A 24,860-nucleotide genomic window follows, 5' to 3' on the forward strand; every position below is an offset into this window, starting at 1 on the left:
TGAGCGTTTTTCGCCTTTTGCCAGGAACATGTCATCCATATGGATAGCAAGTCGTTAATACAAGGTTAATGCGACACAGTTAAAGGCGACAAAGCTAAAAGCACCCAGCCAGCCTCCTCTGATCGACGACAGCCGACCGCACTGCATGAAAAAAGAAGAATTCCATGAATCTGAATATTCTCAAAGACACATTCGTTAGCTTTGTACGCACGCATGGCATGGATCGCCATTTCCGCCGGCTGGCCCCCGACATGTTCCGCAGCACCCCCGTCAACAAGGAAGTGCCGCCTTCGCTGGCGCAGACCCTGACGAGCGCTGCCAGCATCGAGGTCAGCGAGCTGTTCCAAAGACTGCATAGCCGCGCCGACGGCCTGACCGACGCTGAAGCGGACGAAATCCGCATCAGCGCCGGGCCGAACGAAGTCGAACACGAAAAGCCGATCTCGAAATGGGCCCACTTGTGGCAATGCTACAAGAATCCCTTCAACCTGCTGCTGACGGTGCTGGCCGGTGTTTCGTATCTGACTGAGGACATGAAAGCCACCATCGTGATCGGATCGATGGTGCTGCTGTCGACGCTGCTGCGCTTTGTGCAGGAATCGCGTTCCAATACCGCAGCCGACAAGCTCAAGGCCATGGTCAGCAATACCGCCACCGTGCTGCGCCACGACCTGGCCGAAGACATTGCGGAAGAAGCCTTGCGCTACTTCGACGTCACCTTGCATCCCAAGGGTGCGCGCCGCATCGAACTGCCGATCAAGAAGCTGGTGCCGGGCGATATCGTCCAGCTGTCCGCCGGCGACATGATTCCGGCCGATCTGCGCCTGCTGACCGCCAAGGACCTGTTTATCAGCCAGGCGGCGATGACCGGCGAGTCGCTGCCGGTAGAAAAATTCCTGACCCACCGCGGCGTCGCCACCGGCAATCCGCTGGAACTCGACAACCTGTGTTTCATGGGCACCAACGTGGTCAGCGGTTCGGCCACCGCGATTGTCGTCACGACCGGCAACCAGACCTATTTCGGCGCCCTGGCGGAACGCGTCACCGCCACCGACCGCACGCCGACCGCCTTCCAGTCCGGCGTCAACAAGGTTAGCTGGCTGCTGATCCGCTTCATGATGGTGATGACGCCGGTGGTGTTCTTCCTGAACGGCCTGACCAAGGGCGACTGGCTTGAAGCTTTCCTGTTTGCCATGTCGATCGCGGTCGGCCTGACGCCGGAAATGCTGCCGATGATCGTTACCTCGACCCTGGCCAAGGGCGCGGTTGCGCTGTCGCGCAAGAAAGTGATCGTCAAGCGCCTGGATGCGATCCAGAACTTCGGCGCCATGGACGTGCTGTGCACCGATAAGACCGGCACCCTCACCCAAGACAAGATTTTCCTGGAGCGCCACACCGATATCCTCGGCGAGCAGGACGACCTGGTGCTGGAATATGCCTACCTCAACAGCCACTACCAGACCGGCCTCAAGAACCTGCTGGACGTCGCCGTGCTGGAACACGCCGAGCTGCAGCGCGAAATGGCGCTGGCCTCGGCCTACCGCAAGGTCGACGAAATTCCGTTCGACTTCCAGCGCCGCCGCATGTCGGTGGTGGTCAGCGAACGCGACGACCATCATGAATTGATCTGCAAGGGTGCGGTCGAAGAAATCGTTTCGGTCTGCACGCACGCGCGCCACAACGGCGAAGTGGTGCCGTTCACCAAGGAACTGCTGCAAGAAATCTACGAGACCACTTCCAGCCTGAACGCCGAAGGCTTGCGCGTGGTGGCAGTGGCCGCCAAAGACCTGCCGCCGACCAAGGAAGTGTACGGCGTTGCCGATGAATGCGACCTGGTGCTGATTGGCTATATCGCCTTCCTCGACCCGCCGAAGGAATCCACCAAGCCGGCGCTGGACGCACTCAAGGCGCACGGCGTCACAGTCAAGATCCTAACCGGCGACAATGAGCTGGTCACCGCCAAGATCTGCCGCCAGGTCGGCCTAGCTGTGGACGGCATGCTGCTTGGGAACCAGGTCGAAAAAATGAGCGATGCCGAACTCTCGGTCGCGGTCGACACCACCACGGTATTCGCCAAGCTCAGCCCGACCCACAAGGAGCGCATCGTGCGCATCCTGCATGACAAAGGCCATGTAGTCGGTTTCATGGGCGACGGCATCAACGACGCGCCGGCCCTGCGCGCAGCCGACATCGGCATCTCTGTCGATACCGCAGTCGACATCGCCAAGGAAGCCGCCGACATCATCCTGCTGGAAAAGAGCCTGATGGTGCTGGAAGAAGGTGTACTGGAAGGCCGCAAGACCTTCGCCAACATGCTGAAGTACATCAAGATGACCGCCAGCTCGAACTTCGGCAACGTGTTCTCGGTGCTGCTGGCCAGCGCCTTCCTGCCGTTCCTGCCGATGCTGCCGCTGCAGCTGCTGGTGCAGAACCTGCTGTACGACATTTCGCAGATCGCAATCCCGTTCGATAACGTCGACAAGGAATTCCTGGAAAAGCCGCAGCGCTGGAATGCCGCCGAGATCGGCCGTTTCATGATCTACTTCGGCCCGATCAGCTCGATCTTCGACATCAGCACGTTTGCCTTGATGTGGTACATCTTCGGCGCCAACACTCCTGAGCACCAGACCTTGTTCCATACCGGCTGGTTCGTCGAAGGCTTGCTGTCGCAAACCCTGATCGTGCACATGATCCGCACCCGCAAGATTCCATTCTTCCAGAGCCGCGCTTCGTGGGCGCTGCTGAGCATGACCATCATCATCATGATGGTCGGCATCCTGCTGCCGATGTCGCCGATGGCCGATTACTTCAAGCTGCAGGCGCTGCCGCTGACCTACTTCCCGTGGCTGGTGCTGATCCTGGTAGCCTATGCCGTGCTGACGCAGGCAATGAAGGGCTGGTACGCAAGGCGCTACGGCTGGCAATAAAGCCGTTGCAATCCTGCGGATGGAGATGGCGATATGCATCTCCATCCGCACAAAACAAAAAGCCAATCGCAGAAACGATTGGCTTTTTTCTTTTGGCTGCGGCAAAGGCCGCCGCCTGCCGGCCTTGCTCTCCTGGGCTATCCCACCAGCCCCGCCGCGATATTGATCGACAAGCCGAGAATCGCCGAATTGAACAGGAAGGTCAGCACCGATTGCAGCAATACGATCTTGCGCATGGAACGCGTCATGACGCTGACGTCCGAGGTTTGCACCGCGACCGCCATGGTGAACGAGAAATACAGGAAATCCCAGTAGTTCGGGTTCTTTTCCTCATCCGGGAAACGCAGCGGCGGCGTCTCCGCGTCGGCCGCGTAAAACAGCCGCGCATAATGCAAGGTAAAGATGGTGCCGACCAGGAACCATGAACCCAGCACCGTCATGCCGGTAAACAGATAGCGGATCTCTTTCGGCCCCGGCAGGAAATCCTTGGCCTGCGTCAGGCCGAACACTACCGCGGCAATGCTGGAGACGGCCGCAATGCAGATCAGGATCAGGATCACGGTGTCGTTCTCATCCTCGATCTCCGCCCTTTTCCTGACCAGCTCGCAACTGGCACGGGTCATCATCCACCACAGCATCAGCAGATAACTCCAGACCCCGGCGTTCCAGCCGATCAGGGCGCGGGTGATCGCCGAACTCTGCGGCACCAGGGCCCAGACGATCAGCCCCAGCACGATGCCGATGACCAGGCGGGGATGGCTACGAAAAACCAGATTTTTGAACCACATGGCGCTGCTTCCTTTGCACGGCTTGTAAATAGGCGCACTTTACCAGAGCCGGCCGAAGGGAGGTATTCCTGGCCGCCAACCGGCCCAAGATCAGCCCGGGTTGAGCGCCCCTGTTGCGGCGCTGCGCCGCAGGCTGCCCCGCCAGATGAGCAGGCCGAGTGCGCTGAGCAAGGCGCCGCTGGCCGATACCGCCAGCCAGCCGCTATGCTCATAGAGAAAGGTGGAGAGCATGGAACCGGCGGCGCCGCCGATGAAATAACAGGTCATATAGCCCGAAGTCAAACGGTTGCGGGCTGCGCCATGCAGGTGATTGATCACGCTCAGGTTGGTGACATGCACCGCCTGCGCCACCAGATCGAGCAGCAGCACGCCGAACAGGAGAGCCGCCAGCGAATATTCTGAAAACGCCAGCGGCAGCCAGGACAGCAGCAACAGCGCCAGTCCGATGCTGGTGGCCAGCCCCGCCTTGCCGCGGTCCGCCAGCCGTCCTACTTGCGAGGCTGCCAGCGCACCGGCGGCGCCGACCAGTCCGAACAAGCCGATGGTGCCGTCGCCGTAGTGATATGGCGCAGCCGACAACAGGAAAGAAATAGAGGTCCACAAGATGCTGAATACGGCAAAGACAATCGCCCCCAGCAAGGCGCGCATGCGCAATACCGGCTCGTCAACGAACAGGCGCAGCACCGACGTCAGCAGGCGCGGATAGGACAGGCCCAGCGGCTGGTGATAGCGCGGCAACGCGCGCGCCAGCGCCAGTGCAGTAAGAAACATCATGGCGGCGCCGAACCAGTACACCGTCTGCCAACCGCCGATGGCCGACAGATATCCCGCCACGGTGCGCGCCAGCAGGATGCCCAGCAACAAGCCGGTCATCACATGGCCGACCACTTTGCCGCGTTCTTCAGGCGCCGCCAGGGTCGCGGAAAACGGCAGCAGGATTTGCGCCACCACCGAAAACATCCCGGTCAGCGCAGTCCCCAGCAATACCAGCGCGAGATTCGACGCCAGCGCGGTCAGCGCCAACCCCGCGGCGGACAGCAGAGTCATGACCACGATCAGCTTCTTGCGCTCGAACATGTCGCCCAAAGGCACCAGCAACAGCAAGCCCAAGGCATAGCTGAGCTGGGCCACGGTAACCACCGAACCGGCGGCGCCGTTGCTGATGCCGAACTGGCCGGCGATCGTATGCAGCAGCGGCTGCGCATAATAATTGCTGGCCACCGCGACCCCGGTCGCCATCGCCATCAATGCCACCAGGCCAGGACTGAGCCTGGAAGACGTTCCTGTTTCCATCGCCAACTACCTTTCCGCTTGATTCAAAAAAAACACGCGCAATTGCAGCCTGGGGATGCTGCCCAGGCCGCAACGCCGGTTTTAGTAAGGCTTGTTCGGCAGGAACTTGCCGTCCAGAGTAATCACCGCGCGCGAACCGCCATCCGGATCTTCCACCCGCTTCAGGTCCAGCTTGAAGTTGATGGCGCTGATGATGCCGTCGCCCAGTTCTTCGTGCACCAGCATCTTCAAGGTGGTGCCGTAGATTTGCAGCATTTCATAGAAGCGGTAGATGGTCGGATCGGTAGGGATGCCGCCCGGGATGCTGCCGCGCAGAGGAATCATTTGCAGCTCTGCCGCCGCTTCCGGCTCGAAGCCGAGGTGCCGGCAAACTACTTCCGCGGCAGCCTTCGGCAGGGCATGCTGTCCCAGCAGCGCGGCCGTGACATAGGCTACGCTCAGGCCGGTGCCTTCTGCCAGCTGTTTCCAGGACAGGTCCTTCAGCGCCTTGGCGGCGATGACGCGGGAAGTGAGGGCGACGCGGTTGTCTTGATATACGTTTGCTTGTTGCATGATGTTTCCTTTTCAGTGAGAGAACGGGTGAAGAACTGACTGTGGTTAAACCTTAGGCGGCCAGGGCGCTACGCTTGGCTTGCGTAGCAACGGTCTGGGGAAATTCGGCGAGCGAGACGAACTGATTGCTTGCGCCGTCCAGCGCCACGATAGTGCCGGTTTCGATGTCGTACACCCAGCCATGCAGGTTCAGGCTGCCTTGTTCCAGCGCCAGCGCAACGGAAGGATGGGTCTTGATGTTCACCAGCTGGGCGATGACGTTTTCACGCACCATCGCGCTTAGCCGGGCTGCAGGCGAAGCATGGGTACGAGCCGCATTGACTACCTTGGCCGAATCGGCATGGCGCAGCCAGCCGGCCACTGCGGGCAGATGGTCCAGGCATTTGCAGCTGGAGATGGCCGTCATGGCGCCGCAATCCGAATGCCCGCAGACCACGATGTCGCTCACGCCCAGCACCGCGACTGCGTATTCGACCGTGGCGGTGACGCCGCCCGGCGCCGAACTATAGGAAGGCACGATATTGCCGGCATTGCGGATCACGAAGATGTCGCCCGGATCCTGCTGGGTCAGCAGCTCCGGCACGACGCGGCTGTCGGAACAAGTGATGAACAGTGCGCTCGGATTTTGCGTAGTGGCCAGTTCCTTGAACAGGCCGGACAAGCCGGGGAACGTGTGTTTCTGGAATTTCAAAACCCCATCGACGATGGACTTCATGGCGCTTCTCCTTGTAGGTGTTGAAGTAATGGAGCCATGATGAAGGCATTCAGCTATTAGGTCTAAGACCGATATACAATCAACGCCATAAGAACTGCCTATAGTTATCAAACATGCTACTACGCCACATACGCTACCTGCTCGCCGTCGTCGAACAGGGCAACTTCACCAGGGCAGCGGAAGCTTTATACGTTTCCCAGCCGACCTTGTCGCAGCAGATCCGCCAGCTGGAAGAAACACTGGGAGTGCAGCTGCTGGACCGCAGCGGCAGGGCGGTGCGCGCCACCGATGCGGGCGAAGCCTATATCGCCTACGCGCGCCGGGCGCTGCGCGAGCTGGAAGCCGGCCAGCGGGCGATCCACGATGTGCGCGACCTGGCGCGCGGCACGCTGCGGCTTGCCATGACGCCCAGCCTGACATCCTATCTGGCGGGGCCGCTGATCGCCCGCTTCAACGCCAGCTATCCCGGCATCGCGCTGCAGGTGATTGAAAAAACGCTGGATGCGATCGAAACGGCGCTGGCCGCGGACCAGGTCGACCTGGGGCTCGCCTTCAACCAGGTGCGCTCCCTGGAAATCAGCAGCCGGCCCCTGTTCGTGGAAAAGCTGTGCGTCGTGGCCGGCCTGACGCATCCGCTGGCGCAGCGCCCTGCCGCCGCGCTGGCCGCCAGCGAGCTGGGACAGCAATCGCTGGCGCTGCTCAGCAGCGATTTCGCCACCCGCACCTTTGTCGACGCCTATCTGCAGCAACAGGGCATCTCGCCCAAGATCGCGATCGAAGCCAATACCATCAGCGCGATCGTGGAAATCGTCCGCCGCGGCGGCGTCGCCACCATCCTGCCGGATGCGATTGCGCGCGAACATCCGGGGCTGAAGGAAATCCAGCTGAACCCTGCCCTGCCGCATCGCACCGTCTCGCTGCTCTGGCGCAAGGACAGCTATCAAAGCGCTGCCGCCAAGGCTTTCGCCGAACTCGCCGGCGACATGGCTGCCGCCGGATAAAACCAGCAATCAAAAATACATGGCAATAAAAAAACGCCCTTGCGGGCGTTTTCTGGATCACGTTGCGATCAGGTTTCGGTAATGTGCAACTTGCTGGCCACCATGTGCGCCACGCTTTCACCCGGCTTGCGCCGGAACTTGCGGCTGGCCCACAGCAGCAGGTCGTCGACATAGGTGAACACCACCGGAATCACCAGCAGGCTCAGGAAAGTCGAGGTCACCAGGCCGCCGATGACGGCAATCGCCATCGGTCCGCGGAAGCTGGAATCCGCGCCCAGCCCGAGGGCGATCGGCAGCATGCCGGCGCCCATCGCGATGGTGGTCATGACGATAGGCTGGGCCCGCTTGTGGCAGGCATCCATCAACGCGTCGAAACGGCTCATGCCATGGTCGCGACGCGCCACGATGGCGTACTCCACCAGCAGGATCGAATTCTTGACCGCGATCCCCATCAGCATCAGCAAGCCGATCAGCGACGGCATCGAGAACGAATTATGCGTGATCAGCAAGGCCGCAAAGGCGCCGCCGATAGACAATGGCAATGCCGCCAGGATCGTCACAGGCTGCAGGAAACCCTTGAACAGCAGCACCAGCACCATGTACACGCACAGCACGCCGGTCAGCATCGCCAGCGCGAAACCGGAGAACAGTTCCTTCATGATTTCGGCGTCGCCCAGCTCGCCGCGCTTGACGTTGGGCGGCAGGTTCTTCACGTTCGGCAGCTCATTGATCTTCGCCATCACTTCGCCGATTTCATGGCCGTTAAGCTCGACGTGGATGATCACGCGGCGGTTGCGGTCGATGCGGTCGATCCGCGCCGGACCGCTGTCAAAGCGGATGTCGGCCACCGAACTCAAAGGCACGTTGCCGCCCTTGCCCTGCACCGACAAACGTTCCAGCACGCTCAGGTCATGCCGCGCATCTTCCGGCAAGCGCACCCGGATCGGGATCTGCCGCTCCGGCAGGTTCAGCTTGGCGACCAGCTGATCGTAATCGCCCGAGGTAGCAATGCGCAGGGTTTCGCCGATGGCCGAAGACGTCACGCCAAGGTCGGCCGCTTTGGCAAAATTCGGCGTGACGATGATTTCCGGCCGCACCAGGCTGATGCTGGACGTAATGTTGCCAAGGTCGGGAATCGTGCGGATCTCGCGCTCGATGGCCCGCGTCACCGAGCTCAGCGCCTGCGGATCGTCGCCCGACAGCAGCAGCTGTATTTCTTCGCCGTTGCCGCCACCGCCCACGGTAAACCGCAGTCCCGGCAATTGCGTCAGCAGCTTGCGCAATTCGCTGTCCACCTCGGTCTGCTTTTCCTTGCGCTCAGGCGGATCCTTGAGCAACACCGTCAAGGTGGAGCGGCGCGTCTCGTCGCCGCCAATCGCACTGTAGACCTGGGCGACATTCTTGTTGGTCATCAGCAAGCGGCGCGCCTGTTCCGAGCTGGCGCGGGTTTCCGCCAGGATGCTGCCGGGCGGCAGTTCCAGCGTGACCTGGGTCTGGCCGCGGTCGCTAGGCGGAATGAAGCCGGTCGGCAGGAATGGAATCATGGCCAGCGACAAGATGAAGAACAGCGCCGCCATGCCCATGGTCTTGACCCGGTGGTGCATGCACCAGGAGGCGACCGCCATGTACTTCGCCATCAGGCGGCTTTCTTTTTTCTCGTGCACGATAGGCTTGAGCAGATAGGCCGCCATCATCGGCGTCAGCAAGCGCGCCACGACCAGTGAGGTGGTCACCGCGATCGCCGCGGTCCAGCCGAACTGCTTGAAGAATCTGCCGACGATGCCGCTCATGAACGCAGTCGGCAAAAATACCGCAACCAGCGTAAACGTAGTGGCCACCACCGCCAGCCCGATTTCATCGGCCGCTTCCAGCGCCGCCTGGTACGGCGTCTTGCCCATGCGCAGGTGGCGCACGATGTTTTCGATTTCGACAATCGCATCGTCCACCAGGATCCCGATCACCAGCGCCAGCGACAGCAAGGTCACGCCATTGAGCGAGAATCCGAGGAACTTCATCGCCATGAAAGTCGGGATGATCGACAGCGGCAGCGCCGCTGCAGCCACCAGGGTTGCGCGCCAGTCGCGCAGGAAGAACCAGACCACCAGCACCGCCAGGATCGCGCCCTCATACAGCAAGGACATTGAACCTTCGTAGTTTTCCTGGACCACATCGACGTTGTTGAAGGCTTCCTCGATCTTGACGTGGGTCGCTTTCTTGTTCAGCTCGGCGACCGCCTTCTTGACTGCTTTGGATACGGTGATTTCACTGGCGCCCTTGCTGCGCGTGATTTCGAAGCCGACCACCGGCTTGCCGTCGAGCAGCGTCAGCGCAGTGCGCTCGCCGATGCCGTCGGTCACCTTGGCGACCTGGTCCAGGCGGATCACATGGCCGTCCGGCAGAGCCATCTGCAAGGCAGCCACTTCCGCCACGTTGCCGACCGTGCCGATGGTGCGCACCGATTGCCGCGCGCCGCTGATGTCAGCCTTGCCGCCCGGCGCTTCCTGCTGCACGCGCTGCAGCTGGCGCGAGATCTGCGCCGCCGATACGTTCAGGGCCGCCATCCGCTCCGGATCCAGCTCCACCAGTACTTCGCGGTTGACGCCGCCGACGCGGGCGATCTTGCCGACGCCGGCAACCGACAGCAAAGCCTTGGAAACGTCGTTGTCGACGAACCAGGACAAGGCTTCTTCATCGAGCTGGTCGGACTTGACGGTATAGGTGATGATAGGCTGGCCGGAAGTGTTGGCCTTGCCGTAGACCGGATCGCGGACGTCGGTGGGCAAATCGCTGCGTATGCGGTTGACCGCATCGCGCACATCGTCCATCGCTTCCGAAATATCCTTTTCGAGGCGGAACTCGACGGTGGTATTGACTACGCCGTCATTGATGGTGGTGTAGATGTGGCGTACATCGGTGACGGTAGCGACCGAATTTTCAATCTTGCGCGCCACTTCGGTTTCCAGCTGCGAGGGAGATGCGCCCGGCAGGCTGGTGGAAATGGAAATGAACGGAAAATCGATATCGGGCTGGTCCTGCACCAGCATGTCCTTGAAACTCATCAAGCCCATGATGGTGAGCAGGATGAACAGCAAGATGGCCGGAACCGGATGCTTGATCGAGAGAGCGGAAAAATTCATGGCCGGGCCTCGCTTATTTCATCGCCAGCGGTGCGGCCGGCTTCGATTCCGGCGCTGCCGGCGCTACCCGCACGGTATCGCCGTCGGCCAGGAAACCTGCGCCCTTTTCCACCAGCGTCATCGCCATCGTAATGCCGTTCGGTCCCTCGGCGACTTCGATGCGGTCGCCGATGCGGCGTCCCAGCGTGACCTTGGTCTGGGTCACCTTGTCATCCTTGCCCAGCTGATAGACATAGCTATAGCCGTCGCGCATCACCACCGCGCTCTGCGGCAGGGTCAGCGCCTCGGCGTGGCCCAGCGCAAACTGGCCGGTGCCGAACATGCCGGCGTGGGCGCTGCCTGGCGCCGGCAAATCGACATACACCAGGCCGTTGCGCGTGAGCGGATCGACGGTCGGCGCCACCATGCGCACCTTGCCGTCCACCACCACGCCGTTGGTGACGCGCAGCTTGACCTCCTGGCCGACCTTGATCTGCAGCAGGTCGGTGGCATTCACCTCGGCCCGCCATTCAAGACGGTTCTGGCGGATCAGCTTGAACAGCTCCTGCCCTTGCGACGCCACCGAACCGACCGTCGCCGTGCGTGAAGAAATCACGCCGTCGTCGGGCGCCAGCACCTGGGTCTGGCGCAGCCGGATCTGCTGCATTTCCAGGCTGGCCTGGGCCGACTGCAAGCGCGCCTTGGCGCTGCGCTCGGCGACTTCATACTGAGTGGTCTGCTGGCCGCTCAAGGCGCCGCTGTTGACCAGCGTGCGCGCCCGTTCGGCATTGGCGTCCGCTTCCGACAGCGCCGCCTTCGCTTCTTCTACCGCGGCCTTTTGCTGCGCTACTTGCGCCTCTACGCTGTCATTGCTGAAACGCGCCAGCACCTGGCCGCGCTTGACGATATCGCCGACGTTGACGCGCACCTCGGCCAGCTGCAGGCCGCCCAGTTCACTGCCGACCACGGCCTCCTGCCAGGCGGCGATGCTGCCGTTGGCCGACAGCGTCAGCGGCCAGTTGGCGCTTTGCGCCTTGGTGGTGGTGACGGTCAAGGACGCTTTCGGCTTGCTGGCTTCCTTGTCGGCGGGCTTGCTGCTCTTGCCTGTCGTGGCCCATACCGCGGCGGAACCGATGACAACGACCAGCGCCGCAATTGCTACCAGTTTCAAAGATGGCTTTTTCATGACTCTCTTCTTTACTTGTCTATGTTAAGAACGATCGGAGTTTGGCGCCGCAGTTGGCGATGCAGCCGGCAAGGCCGCCTGTTCCGCCTGATTGCGCCAGCCGCCGCCCAAAGCCTTGTACAGGGCAATCCAGGCCGCCACGTGATCGCGCTGCACGCTGATCTGGCTCTGCTGCGCGGCCAGGAAGGTGCGGCGCGCATCCTCCAGCTCAAACAGGCTGCCGCTGCCGGCCTTGAATTTGTCGTCGTTGGCGCGGAAATAGCTTTCGTATTCGCGCGCCGCCAGCGCCGCATCGTCTTCACGCCGCGCCGCCGCATCCAGGCGCACCAGGGCTTCTTCGATTTCGCGCGCCGCGCTGCGCACCTGCGCCTGGTAGCCCGCATAGGCCTCGTCGTAACGGCCGCGCGCCAGGTCGACCTGCGACTTGCGCAGCCCGGCATCGAACAGCGGCAACTTGAGCGAAGGGCCGAACGACCAGGTGTCGGAGCGCGAGCTGCCGCCGTCGAAGCGCAAGCCGCCTATGCCGATGCTGCCCAGCAGCGAAATGCTGGGATAGCGGTTGGCCTGGGCGACATTGATTTCGGCGCTGGCGGCCGCCAGTTCGCGCTCGGCGACAGCGATGTCAGGCCGTTGCGACAAGGCTTGCGCCGGCACGCTCTCGACCACGAAACCGCGCGGCTGCGGCACGCGCTGGTTGACCGCGAGCTTGGCGCGCAAGGAAGGCTCGGGAATATCCGTCAGCGCCACCAGCGCTTTGACGTCGAGGTCGCACTCGGTGCGCTGCACTACCAGCTTTTGCCTTGCGTCGGCGGTCGAGCCGTTGATCAGCGCGCCGTCGGCCGGCGCGGTAAAGCCGGCCTTGACCTTGAGCGAGGTCAACTGGGCGGTTTGTTCGCGCGACTTCAAGTCCTGCTCCAGCATCGCCGCGGTAGCCACGCAGGCGCGGTAGTTCACCAGCGTGCTGCCGACTTCCGCCGCCAGCGACACCTTGGCGCCGTACCAGTCGGCGTTGCGGGCGAACACACGCGCATTGGCGGCTTCGGCAGTCTTGCGCTTGCCGCCGAACAGGTCGAGCTCCCAGCTGGCGTCGAAGGTGGCGGTGCTGCTGGTGGCGACGGTGGCGACGCTGCCCAGGTTGGAGGTCAGGCCCGAGAGAGATTTGCTGCGCGTGCTGCTGGCGTCGGCGGCCACCGAAGGATAGAGCGCGCTTCCGGCGGAACCGGCCGTGGCGCGCGCCTGCGTAATGCGCGCCAGCGCCTGCGCCACGCTGGGGTTGCTGGCTTCGGCCGTGGCCACCAGTTCAGCCACCAGCGGATCGTCGAATTGCGACCACCAGCGCGTCAGGTCCGTTGTGCCGCCTTCCGTTGCCGGCGGCTTCGGTAAAGCGCTTTGAAATTGCGGCAGTACTGCTTGTGATGATGTGGTTGGCGAGGGTACCTGATAGGTAGGCCCGACCACGCAACCGGCGATCACGGACAGCAGGGGTACGCTGCCGAGCATCTTTAGTAAACGCATCCTTTTTCCCTTACTTAATTTTTTTGCGGGGCTCCCAAATGCGGGATGTTCAATTGTTTTATGCGGTTTTGGTGCTGCCTGACTAGATGTAACAAGATCTCTGCTTGCCCTGCACAACTCTCCAATGTACAGGGTGTGGCGACACTGTAAAGAGGAAAATTGCTACTGAGTACGCGATTGCGACGATCTGCAGAATCGATGGGATAAATCGACTAAAACGCGGAATGGAATGCAATCGGGCCGGATTTTATCAAATATGCATTTAAATTGCATAAACGACAATTATTTCAGGCGATTTAAAAGAATCGCCGGAATTTCTGAGCGGCAATAATAGCCTGCTTCCCGCCTGACTTGTTGATTCCTCCATTTGAGATCCAGAAGGCTGTGCCGACACGCTGCAAGCGCATCGGACGACAAGGGCAGAAAAAGCCCCCGCACGAGATTTGTTTGATTTTGCAACAACAGTGGTCAATGTTGCTAGTTGAAATGTAGACTTCGCAAGATGACAATTTTCAAGCTGCCGCAATGGCCCCGACAGCCGTACCGCGCTCTCCCGCCGCTCCTGCGCGCGGGCGTTTGCGCCGTCGTACTGTGGCTGCCGATTGCCGATGCCGCGCAAGCGCAAACGGCGGCGGCTTCTGCCGCCAGCGGCGACACTGGAGCGGCCGCCACGCAGCATGAAATGACAACGCCGCCGCCATCGGGCGAGTGTGCTGTGCCTGCCGATGACGACGCGCCGAAGAAGTTAGTCCAGCGCGGCACTGCTTCCTGGTACGGCGGCAAGCTGCACGGCCGCAAATCGGCCAGCGGCGAGCGCTTCAATATGCACGCCATGACGGCTGCACACCCGAGCCTGCCTCTGGACAGCTGGGTGCTGGTGCGCAACATCGGCAACGGCAAGATGGCGATATTGAAAGTCAACGACCGCGGCCCCTTCCACAGCAAACGCATACTGGATGTCTCTTACAGCGCGGCGAAACAGCTGGGCTTCGCCGGCAAGGGTACGGCCCGCGTCGAAGTGCGGCCCTTGTCCCCTAGCGAAATGACTCTGGTGAAGGCACAGATCGCGCATGGCATCGCGCCGGCGACCGATACCGACGATTGCAGCGCAAGCGAGCAATGACGGCCTGGCGATAGCGGACAAAGTGCAGACCTGCAGCGCTATGCAAACAGCTTTTGCCATTGATCTTGCTGCTGCATGTCCGCACGGGTATTCACTTCCAGCAGAACGCCGCCAGGCGTACGGCAAAAGAAGCGCGATCCGCGCGCGTTGTTGAAGACCTCTGTCTCCATATGGACGCCGTCTTCCAGGAACTCCTTATAGAGAGCCTGGACCTGCTCCAGGCTGTCGAGCTCTATACCGAAGTGGAAATTTTTGGGCCACGCCGGCTGCCCCTCCGTGACATGGTCGAGAACGATGTCAAAGTCGTGCCGCTTGAGCAGGCAGCTGTCGCCGGCGGCAATGATTTCGCAGCCGAGATATTTCTCGAAAAACGCAGCCGTCTCGGCTACATTGGTGGTGGGAAAGCTCAAATGATTCAGCTTTGCTTGGGTATGAATATGCATGATAGCTCTCGCAAAAAGGTTGAAATACGCCATAGAGGGAGCAGTCACCGATCCGTACCGCTGCGCGATCGCATGACTCTCCACAACGTCCATTTTGCGAGTAATTGCTCGATTTTAAAACTCGCATTGCCCAGCGCACCGGCCTGCAACAGGCGGTCATAGAAGTGACGCAGGATTTGGGCGCCGGGTGCAGCCCGGGCCCGGGCAATTGCTCACATTTGCGAAAGCCCTTGCAGGCTATCCGGGCCGGCGCTCCACGATCCCCAGATATCCGAACAGGGTGCGGCTGACACGGCACTCCAGCGCTGCGCGATCCACTTCACCGCGGTATCCCGCTGCATCCACCATGGCGCGCACGATAGCGATGATGTCGTCGGCCGCGATCTCGATGTTCGGCTGCGGCGGCATGTCTTCATGCGCCAGGATCTGGCCGATCAACTCACTCATGGCAACAATGAACGGCGCCAGTTCTTTGGCAATGGCGGGACGGCTTTCCTCGGCATCGAGCAGCCGCGCAAGCGTCGGCCGCCGCAGCTGCTGGTGCACGGAAGCGGCAATCAGATGCTGCAACGCCCTCTTGCCGCTCGGCTCGCTCAGCGCTCCTTCAGCCTCGGCAAAGAACACGGCTCGCTCGCGCTGGCAGAGGGCGACGATGAGTGCATCCTTGCCTGGGAAGTATTGATACAGTGAGCCGATGCTGACGCCGGCGCGCTGCGCGACGCTATTGGTATTGAGCCCCTTGATTCCCTTGGTTTCCAAGATGCGGGCCGCAGCCTCCAGGATCGCAGCGACAGTTTGTCCGGCGCGCGATTGCTGGGGAATCTTGCGCGGCTTTAATGATTGGCGTTTTCTTGCGGTCACGATGTCACCTGACACAAAGCGAGTAATGACTCACATTCTACCGGCTATCGGACGATGCATGGCATCCGCCCGACATCATCGCGCAGCGGCTGAAATTTGCGCCTCTCAAACCACATCAGCGCTGAGGATGCGCTAAACAAATCAAAGACGCGCTAAACAAATGGAACGCCTGCTTGCCGCACACATCAACCCCAGCGACAAAAAATGTCAGTACCTGACAAATGCGCGGCAATAAATTTTTTACTGCCATTAAATGTCAAGAAAACACACCTGATCTTGCTGGTACGGCACTTGCTCTTATGCAATATATGTACTGCGAACGCGCTGAATCCGCCACGGATCAATTCACCCGAACCTAGTCTCGCGGAACGCAGTTTTTGACCTGTGCCATGCACGGCACACGCGTCAGCAAGTGAAAGTTATCTGAGTTGTAAACGCCTCGGACACGGGCAAGTCCGCAAACAAGCTTCGCATGCTTACCTGCCCGCTGTTCTGACGCCGCATCTGCAAGCAAGTCCTGAAAAAGTATTGACGGTTGCTCAAACCGCTCATTTTTTTGATTAGAACGCACTAACAAAAAAGCAAAGGAAACATCATGAATGAATTGCCATACCGGCGGCGACTAAAATGGAAACCCGCGCGCAGTCTTTCCGCGCATGGGCTGGCCTTCGCCTTGAGCTTGTTGCTTGCAGCCTGCGGCGGCGGCAGCGACGATCCTGCCGCCCAGGGTGCCTCGGCCAAGAGCGCCCAGTCCCTGGCCGCCGCCAGCGCCGCGGCGGAAGTGGTGCTGACGCCGGTGAGCGCCAGCGCCAGTTCGGCCGAGCGCGGCGACCTGTCCGCCGCCGCGGCCATCGACCACAACGAGAGCACGCGCTGGGGCAGCGGCTTCTCCGACGATGAATACCTGACACTGGATTTCGGCACATCCCAGGTCATCAACCGCGTCCACATCGATTGGGAAAACGCCCACGCTCTCCAGTACCTGCTGCAAGTCTCCGACGACAATGCAAACTGGAGCACGATCAAGACCGTGGACAATAGCCAGGGCGGCTCCGAGGACTGGAGCGGGCTCTCAGGCCAGGGCCGCTATCTGCGCATGAAGGGCATCAAACGGTCGACGCAGTACGGCTATTCCATCTTCGAGATCCAGGCCTTCTCAGGCACTCCGGTTGCGCCACCCGTATCTGATCCGGTACCTGTGCCGGTCGACACCAGCAAACCGGGCGTAGCCATCAAGCCGGTAGCAGCGACCTCGTCGGCGCTGGAAAATCCGGGCTTGTCGGCCGCCATGGCGATCGACGGCAAAATGACGACGCGCTGGTCGAGCGCCGCCGAGGACGGCGCCTGGATTCAATTCGATTTTGGCGCCAAGACGCAGATCGGTTACATGAAACTGCTTTGGGAAAACTCCTACGGCAAGCAGTACGCGCTGCGGGTGTCGGACGACGGCCAGACCTGGTCGCAACTGCGCTATGTGAGCAATGGCCAGGGCGGTACCGAAGAATTTTTCAATCTCGGCGCCAATGCCCGTTACATCCGCTTGCAAGGTATCGCCCGCGCCACGCAATATGGCTATTCACTGTTCGAGGTCGAGTTCAAAACGCCGGGCAGCGACAACACACTACCCAGCGCCGCTACCTCGGCCCTGAAATTCCCCGCCAGCGGCAACGGCATGACGCCATTGCCCGCCGCCGCCGAGCCGCTGGAAACGCTGCAATTCACGCTGCCCGACGGCACGCTGGTGACGCGCTTCGGCGCTCGCGGCCTGGCCCGCCACGGCCGCGAGCGCGGCGAGGAATGGAACGAGATCGGCTATGGTCCCAACGAGACGGTCGACCCGGTCACCGGCTTGCCGGTGGATAAAGGACCGGGCAATTACCTGACTTTCGTACCGCAGTACTTCAAGAACCGCACCTGGGGTTTCGAAATCATCGACAATAGCCGCGTTGCCGGTGTGACCAAGCCGACGCTGAAAGTCAACGAGTACTTCCAGCAAGCCCAGCTGCCCGGCGGCGTGGCCTGGTTCCGCGCCTTCGACCGGCCGGGCGTTACCGGTTACGGCTGGATGAATCCCGGCGAGCTGGCCGACCGCACTCTCACCATCTGCCCTCCCGTACCGTACCCGCCGAACGGCAAGCTGGCCAGCGCCAACCTGCTCAACAACGGCTGCAGCCTGACTGTGACCGGTTACCCCGGTCACGGTGATCTTGGTCCGGACGGCTTCCCCAATGGCAAAAACGTTCCCGGGCGGCCGCTGGTGGCCGGCGATGTGATCGAAGTCTCGCCCTCGTTCTTCTCCACCAAGGACGCCATGCTGGCCAAAGGCGACGACGGCGGCATCCGCTACTACTCAGCCGAATGGATCTACGTGGTGGGCGCAGGCCTCAGGCCCTGGTACGGCGTGCAACCGCGCCTGAACTCGGTGCCGCTGCCGGCCGCTACCTTGTCGGGCGGCGTCGGTTCGGTGTCCTACAACTACTCGAACAACGGACTGTTCATGTTCCAGCAGCCGCAGAACAATGTCGGCATGCAGAACATGCAGCGCTTCGTCGAGGGACGGCGGCTGGTGCATACCAACTTCACGACTGGCGATCACAACGAGCCCGGCAATGACCGCTATGCGCCGGCTGTCGGCTTGCAGGGGCAGCGCTTTAACCAGTCGGCCTGTATCGCCTGCCACGTCAACAACGGCCGCAGCATCGCACCGGGCGCATTGAACCAGCGGCTCGACAGCATGTCGGTGCGGGTGGCAATGATCGACGCCAGCGGGCAGCAGCTACCGCATCCGCAGTACGGCACCGCAGTACAGATGAATGGCGCATCGGCGACCGGAAGCTCGCAGAATTGGGGCAACAGCGTCAATGTTGCGGGATTCGAGAGCCGTACGGTAAAGCTGGCAGACGGCACGGCAGTCGAATTGCGCAAGCCGACGCTGGCTTTCGAGGGACCGGTGCCGGACGCCTTCTCGCTGCGCGCCGCGCAGCCGATGATTGGCACCGGCTTGCTGGAAGCCGTGCCGGAGGCGGACATCCTGGCGCGCGCTCGCGCGACGCCGGATGAGGATGGCGTCAAGGGCCTGCCTAACTTTGTCTTCGATCCTGAAACAGGCGCCGTACGCCTGGGCCGCTTCGGCTGGAAGGCATCCAAGGCGACGCTGCGCCAGCAGGCCGCTTCGGCGCTGCTGCTGGACATGGCCGTGACCTCGCCGGTCTACCCCAACCGCGCCTGCAACACAGACCCGGCCGGCTGCGCCTCCGCCGGCGTGCAAAAGGGCATCTCGGAATCCGATCTGCAAGCGATCTCGCACTATCTTTCGCTGGTGGGCGTGCCGGCGCAACGCAGTCTTGCCAGCGGCTTCCCCAAGGGCGTAGCGCCATTGGATGAACACCGCGTCGATCCGGCCCAGGTAAGCAGCGGCGCCAAGCTCTTCCAGGGCATACGCTGCACCGCCTGCCACGCAGTAGAGATGAAGACCGGACCGGGCCATCTGTTTGCCGAGCTGCGTAACCAGACCATCCACCCGTACACCGACTTGCTGCTGCATGACATGGGCGCCGACCTTGCCGACAAGTTTGTCGAAGGCCAGGCCAAAGGCGGCATGTGGCGTACCGCGCCTTTGTGGGGTATCGGCTACACCGACAAGGTCATGGACAACAGCGCCAAAGTCGGTTATCTGCACGACGGCCGCGCCCGCAATCTGACCGAAGCCATCCTCTGGCACGGCGGTGAGGCGGATCGTTCCCGCCAGCGCTTCCAGGCCCTGTCCGCAACCGACCGCGAAGCCCTGCTGGCGTTCCTCAGGTCTCTGTAGCCCGCTTAAGGACTGGATTGCATGATGTGCCGGCCGCCGGACAGATAAGCTGTCCGGCGGCCGTTTGCATTACAGGTATTTCCAGCTCTGCCTTTCGACGGCCTTCGCACCAGCGCCAATGAGCTGCGCGCACTCTTTTCAGAAATAAAAGAGCGTTCTTCGACCCCGATCATTGCCATTAAGCATTAAACGAATATCGATAATTGCAAATTATGCAATTCAGGATCAATGCAAACCAGAATGCGGGCTTGAAAAATCGACAGAGCGTCCCTATACTTAGCACTCGTTAGGAGAGAGTGCTAACAATCTCCCCGAACTCACTAGTCACTGTGCGGCGCATCTATATAGCAAAGCAGAACAGTGGTGCTTTGCTGCGATGTTGCTGCAAATACAAATAACCTGTTGAATCTTAAGGAGTCACATATGAATCTTCGTCCTTTGCACGATCGCGTCATCGTCAAGCGTCTCGACCAGGAAACCAAAACCGCTTCCGGCATCGTGCTGCCAGATGCAGCTGCTGAAAAGCCGGATCAAGGTGAAGTGCTGGCCGTCGGTAACGGCAAGATTCTGGAAAACGGCAGCGTCCGTGCACTGGCAGTCAAGGTTGGCGATCGCGTTCTGTTCGGCAAATACTCGGGCCAGGCTGTCAAGATCGACGGCACTGAGCTGCTGGTCATGCGCGAAGAAGACTTGTTTGCCGTAGTCGAAGGCAAGTAATTCCGGTAGACCGGGATTCTCTGATTGGCCGGCGCCTGGCGCTTCCGATCCGCGACACAATCGAATTCAACGTATTCAGGAGAATAAAACATGGCAGCAAAACAAGTAATTTTCGGCGATGAAGCACGCGCCAAGATCGTCAACGGCGTCAACATCCTGGCTAACGCAGTCAAGGTCACTTTGGGTCCTAAGGGCCGTAACGTGGTTCTGGAGCGCAGCTTCGGCGCCCCTACAGTCACCAAGGACGGTGTTTCGGTCGCTAAAGAAATCGAACTGAAAGACAAGCTGGAAAACATGGGCGCGCAGCTCGTGAAAGAAGTCGCTTCCAAGACTTCCGACAACGCTGGTGACGGCACCACTACCGCTACCGTGCTGGCACAAGCTATCGTTCGCGAAGGCTTCAAGTACGTTGCCGCCGGTTTCAACCCGACAGACCTGAAGCGCGGTATCGACAAAGCTGTCGTCGCCATCGTTGCTGAAATCAAGACTCTGTCGAAGCCAACCACCACCAGCAAGGAAATCGCTCAAGTTGGTTCGATCTCCGCTAACTCCGACACCGACATCGGTGAAATCATTGCCAAGGCAATGGATAAGGTCGGCAAAGAAGGCGTGATCACTGTCGAAGATGGCAAGTCGCTGGAAAACGAACTGGACATCGTCGAAGGCATGCAATTCGACCGCGGCTACCTGTCGCCATACTTCATCAACAACCAAGAGAAGCAAGTCGTTGCCCTGGAAAACCCGTTCGTCCTGCTGTTCGACAAGAAAGTTTCGAACATCCGTGACCTGCTGCCGATCCTGGAACAAGTCGCCAAGTCCGGCCGTCCACTGCTGATCATCGCAGAAGACGTCGAAGGCGAAGCGCTGGCAACCCTGGTTGTGAACAACATCCGCGGCATCCTGAAGACTGCAGCTGTCAAGGCTCCAGGCTTTGGCGACCGTCGTAAAGCCATGCTGGAAGACATCGCTATCCTGACCGGCGGCCAGGTTATCGCTGAAGAAGTCGGCCTGACCCTGGAAAAAGCCACTCTGGCTGAACTGGGCCAAGCCAAGCGCATCGAAATCAGCAAGGAAAACACCACCATCATCGACGGTGCCGGCGAAGCCATCACTATCGAAGCACGCGTCAAGCAAATCCGTGCGCAGATCGAAGAAGCGACTTCGGACTACGACCGTGAAAAACTGCAAGAGCGCGTTGCCAAGCTGGCCGGCGGCGTTGCGCTGATCCGCGTTGGTGCTGCAACCGAAGTTGAAATGAAAGAAAAGAAAGCACGCGTTGAAGACGCTCTGCACGCTACCCGTGCAGCAGTGGAAGAAGGCGTTGTTCCAGGCGGCGGCGTGGCATTCCTGCGCGCACGTGCTGCTGTCAAGGACCTGAAAGGCGACAACGCCGACCAGGAAGCCGGCATCAAGATCGTGCTGCGCGCGATCGAAGAGCCACTGCGTCAAATCGTATTCAACGCTGGCGACGAGCCATCGGTTGTGATCAACGCAGTCCTGGCAGGCAAGGGCAACTACGGTTACAACGCTGCCAACGGCACTTACGGCGACCTGGTTGAACTGGGCGTCCTGGATCCAGCCAAGGTTACCCGTTCGGCATTGCAAAACGCTGCTTCGGTTGCCGGCCTGATCCTGACTACCGATGCAATGATCGCTGAACTGCCGGAAGACAAGGCAGCCGGCGGCATGCCAGGCGGCATGGGTGGCATGGGCGGCATGGGTGGTATGGACGGCATGATGTAATTTATTTGGGCCGGCATATTCCGGCCCAAATGAAGCATTTGTTGTCATGCTTTGAAAAAGCCTGCGATGGTTATCCGTCGCAGGCTTTTTTTATGGCGCAGCCTATAGTAGTAGTCCATAGGGGACAGAGTTTATGAGCCGCCGAAGCGCGGCGAGTTACACTCCCCGTGCGGCTCTGTCCCCTATGGGCGGCAATCGAAGAAAGAACCAGGTTTTAACACCGCGCTCCACAGCCCACTAAATAGGGGTCAGAGTCGCGTTCAATCGGGGTCAGAGTAATTTACGACGATGCAGCCGTCGTAAAAAACTCTGACCCCGATTGAACTACTGCCGGTAGTGGGCGCATAGACATGGCAGTAATATAGCCATGCCTAAATGTTCCTTCCCTTGCCTGACAAACGCTTATAAAATAAGCACCTACTAAAAAAACATAATGGCGGCGAGATTGTTGATATTGCGACAATCAGCTGCCTTTTTTCATTCTGAAATGATAGAAATCAAAGCAGTCACCCAGCGTTTCAACGGCGCGCGCGGCACGGTCGATGCGGTCCGTAACGTCAATCTGACGATACGCAAGGGCGAGATCTTCGGCATCATCGGCCGCAGCGGCGCCGGCAAGAGCACCCTGGTGCGTTGCCTCAACCTGCTGAACCGCCCTACTTCCGGCAGCATCATCGTCGACGGCAAGGACTTGACCGCGCTGAGCGCCGAGCAGCTGCGCGGCGCGCGGCGCGAGATCGGCATGATCTTCCAGCATTTCAACCTGCTGTCGTCGCGCACGGTGTACGACAATATCGCGCTGCCGCTGGAACTGGCTGGTCTGTCGAAAAGCGCCATTGCCGCAAAAGTCACGCCGCTGCTGGAGCTGGTGGGCCTGAGCGCGCTCAAGGACAGTTATCCGGCGCAGATCAGCGGCGGCCAGAAACAGCGCGTCGGCATCGCCCGCGCGCTGGCCAATGAACCGAAAGTCCTGCTGTCGGACGAAGCCACCTCCGCGCTCGATCCGGAAACCACCCGTTCCATCCTGGAACTGCTGCGCAAGATCAATCGCGAACTGGGCCTGACGATTGTGCTGATCACGCACCAGATGGAAGTGATCAAGATGATTTGCGACCGCATGGCGGTGATGGAAGCCGGCGAAATGATCGAGCACGGCGAAGTGCTGGAGCTGTTCCGCGCGCCCAAGCATGAAGTAACGCGCGCCTTGATCGGCGATGTGATCGCCCAGGAACTGCCGCAGGGCGTCCTGCAGCGCCTGCGTGCGCGGCTGGCGCAAAGCGATGCCGGCAGCAGTAACAGCAGCGATCACCTGTTCCGCTTCGCATTTACCGGCTCGGGCGTCGACCAGCCGCTGCTGTCGGAAGCGGTGCGCAAGTTCGACCTGGATTTCAATATCCTGCATGGCCAGATCGATGAAATACAAGGGCAGGCGTTCGGCTCGCTGGCGATCCTGGCCAACGGCACCGGTGAAAACATCCAGGCCGCCATGGCTTACCTGACGGCCCAGGGCGTCACCGTAGAGGAGTTGAACCATGTCATCTGAAATGCTTGATCTGTTTTTATCGTCGTTCGGCGAAACCCTGATGATGGTCGGCATCTCCGGCGTACTCGGCGCCCTGCTTGGCGTGCCGCTGGGGATCGCGCTGCACCTGACCGGCCGCGAAGGCGTCCTGCCGCAGCCGATTTTCAACCGCATCGCCGGACTGATCGTCAACGCCGTGCGCTCGACACCTTTCATCATTCTGCTGGTGGCGGTGATTCCGTTTACCCGCTTTTTCGTCGGCACTTCCATCGGCACCGCGGCTGCCATTGTGCCGTTGACAATTGCCTCGGCGCCGTTCATCGCGCGCCTGGTCGAAACCGCCTTGCGCGAAGTCGACCGCGGCCTGATCGAAGCGGCGCAGGCCATGGGCGCCACCACCTGGCAAATCGTCTACAAGGTGCTGGTGCCGGAAGCCTTCGCCGGCATCGTCGCCGGCCTGACGATCACCTTCGTCAGCCTGGTCGGCTATTCGGCCATGGCGGGCGCCATCGGCGGCGGCGGCCTGGGCGACCTGGGGATACGCTATGGCTACCAGCGCTTCCTGCCGGAAGTGATGCTGCTGGTGGTGGTGATCCTGATCGTCTTCGTGCAACTGGTGCAAACATTGGGCGATATTCTGGTGCGCCGCCTCAGCCACCGCTAACGCTCCCGGATCCGCTGCCGTGTTAAGGCTGCGGATTGAACATGATTTTTGAAAGGAAGAAAATGAACCGTCGTCAATTAGTGCAATTCTTCGCCGGCCTGGGCCTGGCCGCCAGCCTGAGCGCTCCCGTCATCGCATCCGCACAGGAAAAGCCGATCAAGATCGGCGCCACCGGCGGCCCGCACGCGCAGATTCTCGAAGTCGTCAAGAAAGTAGCGGCCAAGGATGGCCTGGCTATCCAGATCGTGGAATTCAGCGATTACGTGCAGCCCAACGCGGCGCTGGCGGCCGGCGACCTCGATGCCAACAGCTACCAGCACCTGCCCTACCTGGAAGCGCAGATCAAGGACCGCGGCTACAAGCTGGTGAACGTCGGCTACACCATCACTTTCCCGATGGGCGTGTACTCGAAGAAAGTCAAATCCCTCAAGGACCTGAAGAACGGCGCCCGCATCGGCATTCCTAACGATCCAACCAATGGCGGCCGCGCCCTGTTGCTGCTGCAAGCGCAAGGCTTGCTGAAGCTGAAGGCCGATGCCGGCCTGAAGGCGACGCCGCTGGATATCGCGGACAATCCGAAGAAGCTGAAGATCGTCGAAATCGATGCAGCCCAGCTGCCGCGCTCGCTGGATGACCTGGATGCGGCGGCAATCAACGGCAATTACGCCGAATCGGCCGGACTGGATCCGACGCGGGACGGCATCGCCATCGAAGCGGCCAAAGGTCCTTACGCCAACGTGATCGCCGTGCGCCTTGCCGACAAGGACAAGCCTTGGGTAGCCAAGCTGGTGAAGGCCTACCATAGCCCTGAAGTCAAACAGTACGTCGTGACACAATTCAAGAGTTCGGTAATCCCTGCCTGGTAATCAGCCGTGGAATGACA

18 protein-coding genes are annotated in these 24,860 nt (G+C 60.6%); 9 read left to right on the forward strand and 9 right to left on the reverse strand.

Features of this window, described 5'->3' with window-relative positions; genetic code table 11:
* The first annotated feature begins 164 nt into the window (after window positions 1-164).
* The gene (gene mgtA / locus KHU30_RS15520; protein ID WP_211443523.1) at window positions 165-2,927 is read left to right on the forward strand and encodes a magnesium-translocating P-type ATPase; all 2,763 of its coding nucleotides are present in this window, start codon (window positions 165-167) and stop codon (window positions 2,925-2,927) included.
* Window positions 2,928-3,064: 137 nt separating this feature from the next.
* On the opposite strand, the gene KHU30_RS15525 is transcribed toward mgtA, so the two are convergent.
* From KHU30_RS15525 to KHU30_RS15540, 4 genes are all read right to left on the reverse strand, one after another.
* A complete protein-coding gene (locus tag KHU30_RS15525; protein ID WP_211443524.1) occupies window positions 3,065-3,715 on the reverse strand; it encodes a DUF1345 domain-containing protein in 651 nt (216 codons plus the stop codon).
* Between the two features lie 90 nt (window positions 3,716-3,805).
* Window positions 3,806-5,008 (reverse strand): MFS transporter, encoded by a 1,203-nt coding sequence (locus tag KHU30_RS15530; RefSeq protein ID WP_211443525.1) that lies wholly within the window; start codon window positions 5,006-5,008, stop codon window positions 3,806-3,808.
* Between the two features lie 81 nt (window positions 5,009-5,089).
* A complete protein-coding gene (cynS, locus tag KHU30_RS15535; RefSeq protein ID WP_211443526.1) occupies window positions 5,090-5,560 on the reverse strand; it encodes a cyanase in 471 nt (156 codons plus the stop codon).
* Between the two features lie 52 nt (window positions 5,561-5,612).
* Complete coding sequence (locus tag KHU30_RS15540; RefSeq protein ID WP_211443527.1) at window positions 5,613-6,275, reverse strand: carbonic anhydrase; 663 nt, start codon at window positions 6,273-6,275, stop codon at window positions 5,613-5,615.
* A gap of 113 nt (window positions 6,276-6,388) precedes the next feature.
* Between KHU30_RS15540 and cynR the strand changes: the two genes are divergently transcribed.
* Window positions 6,389-7,276 (forward strand): transcriptional regulator CynR, encoded by an 888-nt coding sequence (cynR, locus tag KHU30_RS15545; protein ID WP_211443528.1) that lies wholly within the window; start codon window positions 6,389-6,391, stop codon window positions 7,274-7,276.
* Between the two features lie 68 nt (window positions 7,277-7,344).
* Here cynR and KHU30_RS15550 read toward each other — a convergent pair whose 3' ends face one another.
* From KHU30_RS15550 to KHU30_RS15560, 3 genes are read right to left on the reverse strand one after another with little or no spacing between them, the layout of a single operon-like run.
* Entirely contained in the window at window positions 7,345-10,413 is a 3,069-nt protein-coding gene (locus tag KHU30_RS15550; RefSeq protein ID WP_211443529.1) for an efflux RND transporter permease subunit, read from the reverse strand.
* A 13-nt stretch (window positions 10,414-10,426) separates the two neighbouring features.
* Window positions 10,427-11,578, reverse strand: coding sequence for an efflux RND transporter periplasmic adaptor subunit (locus tag KHU30_RS15555; RefSeq protein ID WP_211443530.1), 1,152 nt, complete (start codon window positions 11,576-11,578; stop codon window positions 10,427-10,429).
* 24 nt (window positions 11,579-11,602) lie between these two features.
* Complete coding sequence (locus KHU30_RS15560) at window positions 11,603-13,093, reverse strand: efflux transporter outer membrane subunit (RefSeq protein WP_211443531.1); 1,491 nt, start codon at window positions 13,091-13,093, stop codon at window positions 11,603-11,605.
* A 502-nt stretch (window positions 13,094-13,595) separates the two neighbouring features.
* Between KHU30_RS15560 and KHU30_RS15565 the strand changes: the two genes are divergently transcribed.
* Entirely contained in the window at window positions 13,596-14,216 is a 621-nt protein-coding gene (locus KHU30_RS15565) for a septal ring lytic transglycosylase RlpA family protein (protein WP_211443532.1), read from the forward strand.
* Between the two features lie 38 nt (window positions 14,217-14,254).
* On the opposite strand, the gene KHU30_RS15570 is transcribed toward KHU30_RS15565, so the two are convergent.
* Both KHU30_RS15570 and KHU30_RS15575 read right to left on the reverse strand, forming a co-directional pair.
* On the reverse strand, window positions 14,255-14,659 hold the full coding sequence (locus KHU30_RS15570; RefSeq protein ID WP_211443603.1) for a VOC family protein: 405 nt from the start codon (window positions 14,657-14,659) through the stop codon (window positions 14,255-14,257).
* 237 nt (window positions 14,660-14,896) lie between these two features.
* Window positions 14,897-15,520 (reverse strand): TetR/AcrR family transcriptional regulator, encoded by a 624-nt coding sequence (locus KHU30_RS15575; RefSeq protein WP_211443533.1) that lies wholly within the window; start codon window positions 15,518-15,520, stop codon window positions 14,897-14,899.
* Window positions 15,521-16,115: 595 nt separating this feature from the next.
* Here KHU30_RS15575 and KHU30_RS15580 point away from each other — a divergent pair.
* The 6 genes from KHU30_RS15580 to KHU30_RS15605 all read left to right on the forward strand — a co-directional run bounded on the left by KHU30_RS15580 (window position 16,116) and on the right by KHU30_RS15605 (window position 24,843).
* Entirely contained in the window at window positions 16,116-19,331 is a 3,216-nt protein-coding gene (locus tag KHU30_RS15580; RefSeq protein ID WP_211443534.1) for a di-heme oxidoredictase family protein, read from the forward strand.
* 423 nt (window positions 19,332-19,754) lie between these two features.
* Entirely contained in the window at window positions 19,755-20,048 is a 294-nt protein-coding gene (gene groES / locus KHU30_RS15585; RefSeq protein ID WP_211443535.1) for a co-chaperone GroES, read from the forward strand.
* A 90-nt stretch (window positions 20,049-20,138) separates the two neighbouring features.
* Entirely contained in the window at window positions 20,139-21,791 is a 1,653-nt protein-coding gene (gene groL / locus KHU30_RS15590; RefSeq protein WP_211443536.1) for a chaperonin GroEL, read from the forward strand.
* Window positions 21,792-22,278: 487 nt separating this feature from the next.
* Window positions 22,279-23,334 carry a methionine ABC transporter ATP-binding protein gene (locus tag KHU30_RS15595; RefSeq protein WP_211443537.1) on the forward strand — a complete coding sequence of 352 codons (1,056 nt, stop codon included), beginning with the start codon at window positions 22,279-22,281 and terminating at the stop codon, window positions 23,332-23,334.
* Window positions 23,324-23,977, forward strand: coding sequence for a methionine ABC transporter permease (locus KHU30_RS15600; RefSeq protein ID WP_211443538.1), 654 nt, complete (start codon window positions 23,324-23,326; stop codon window positions 23,975-23,977). The genes KHU30_RS15595 and KHU30_RS15600 overlap by 11 nt, the downstream gene beginning before the upstream one ends.
* Before the next feature lie 62 nt (window positions 23,978-24,039).
* Entirely contained in the window at window positions 24,040-24,843 is an 804-nt protein-coding gene (locus tag KHU30_RS15605; RefSeq protein ID WP_211443539.1) for a MetQ/NlpA family ABC transporter substrate-binding protein, read from the forward strand.
* Window positions 24,844-24,860: the final 17 nt, after the last annotated feature.

The sequence above is a fragment of the Collimonas humicola genome, from assembly GCF_018304945.1.
Taxonomy (GTDB): domain Bacteria; phylum Pseudomonadota; class Gammaproteobacteria; order Burkholderiales; family Burkholderiaceae_D; genus Collimonas; species Collimonas humicola.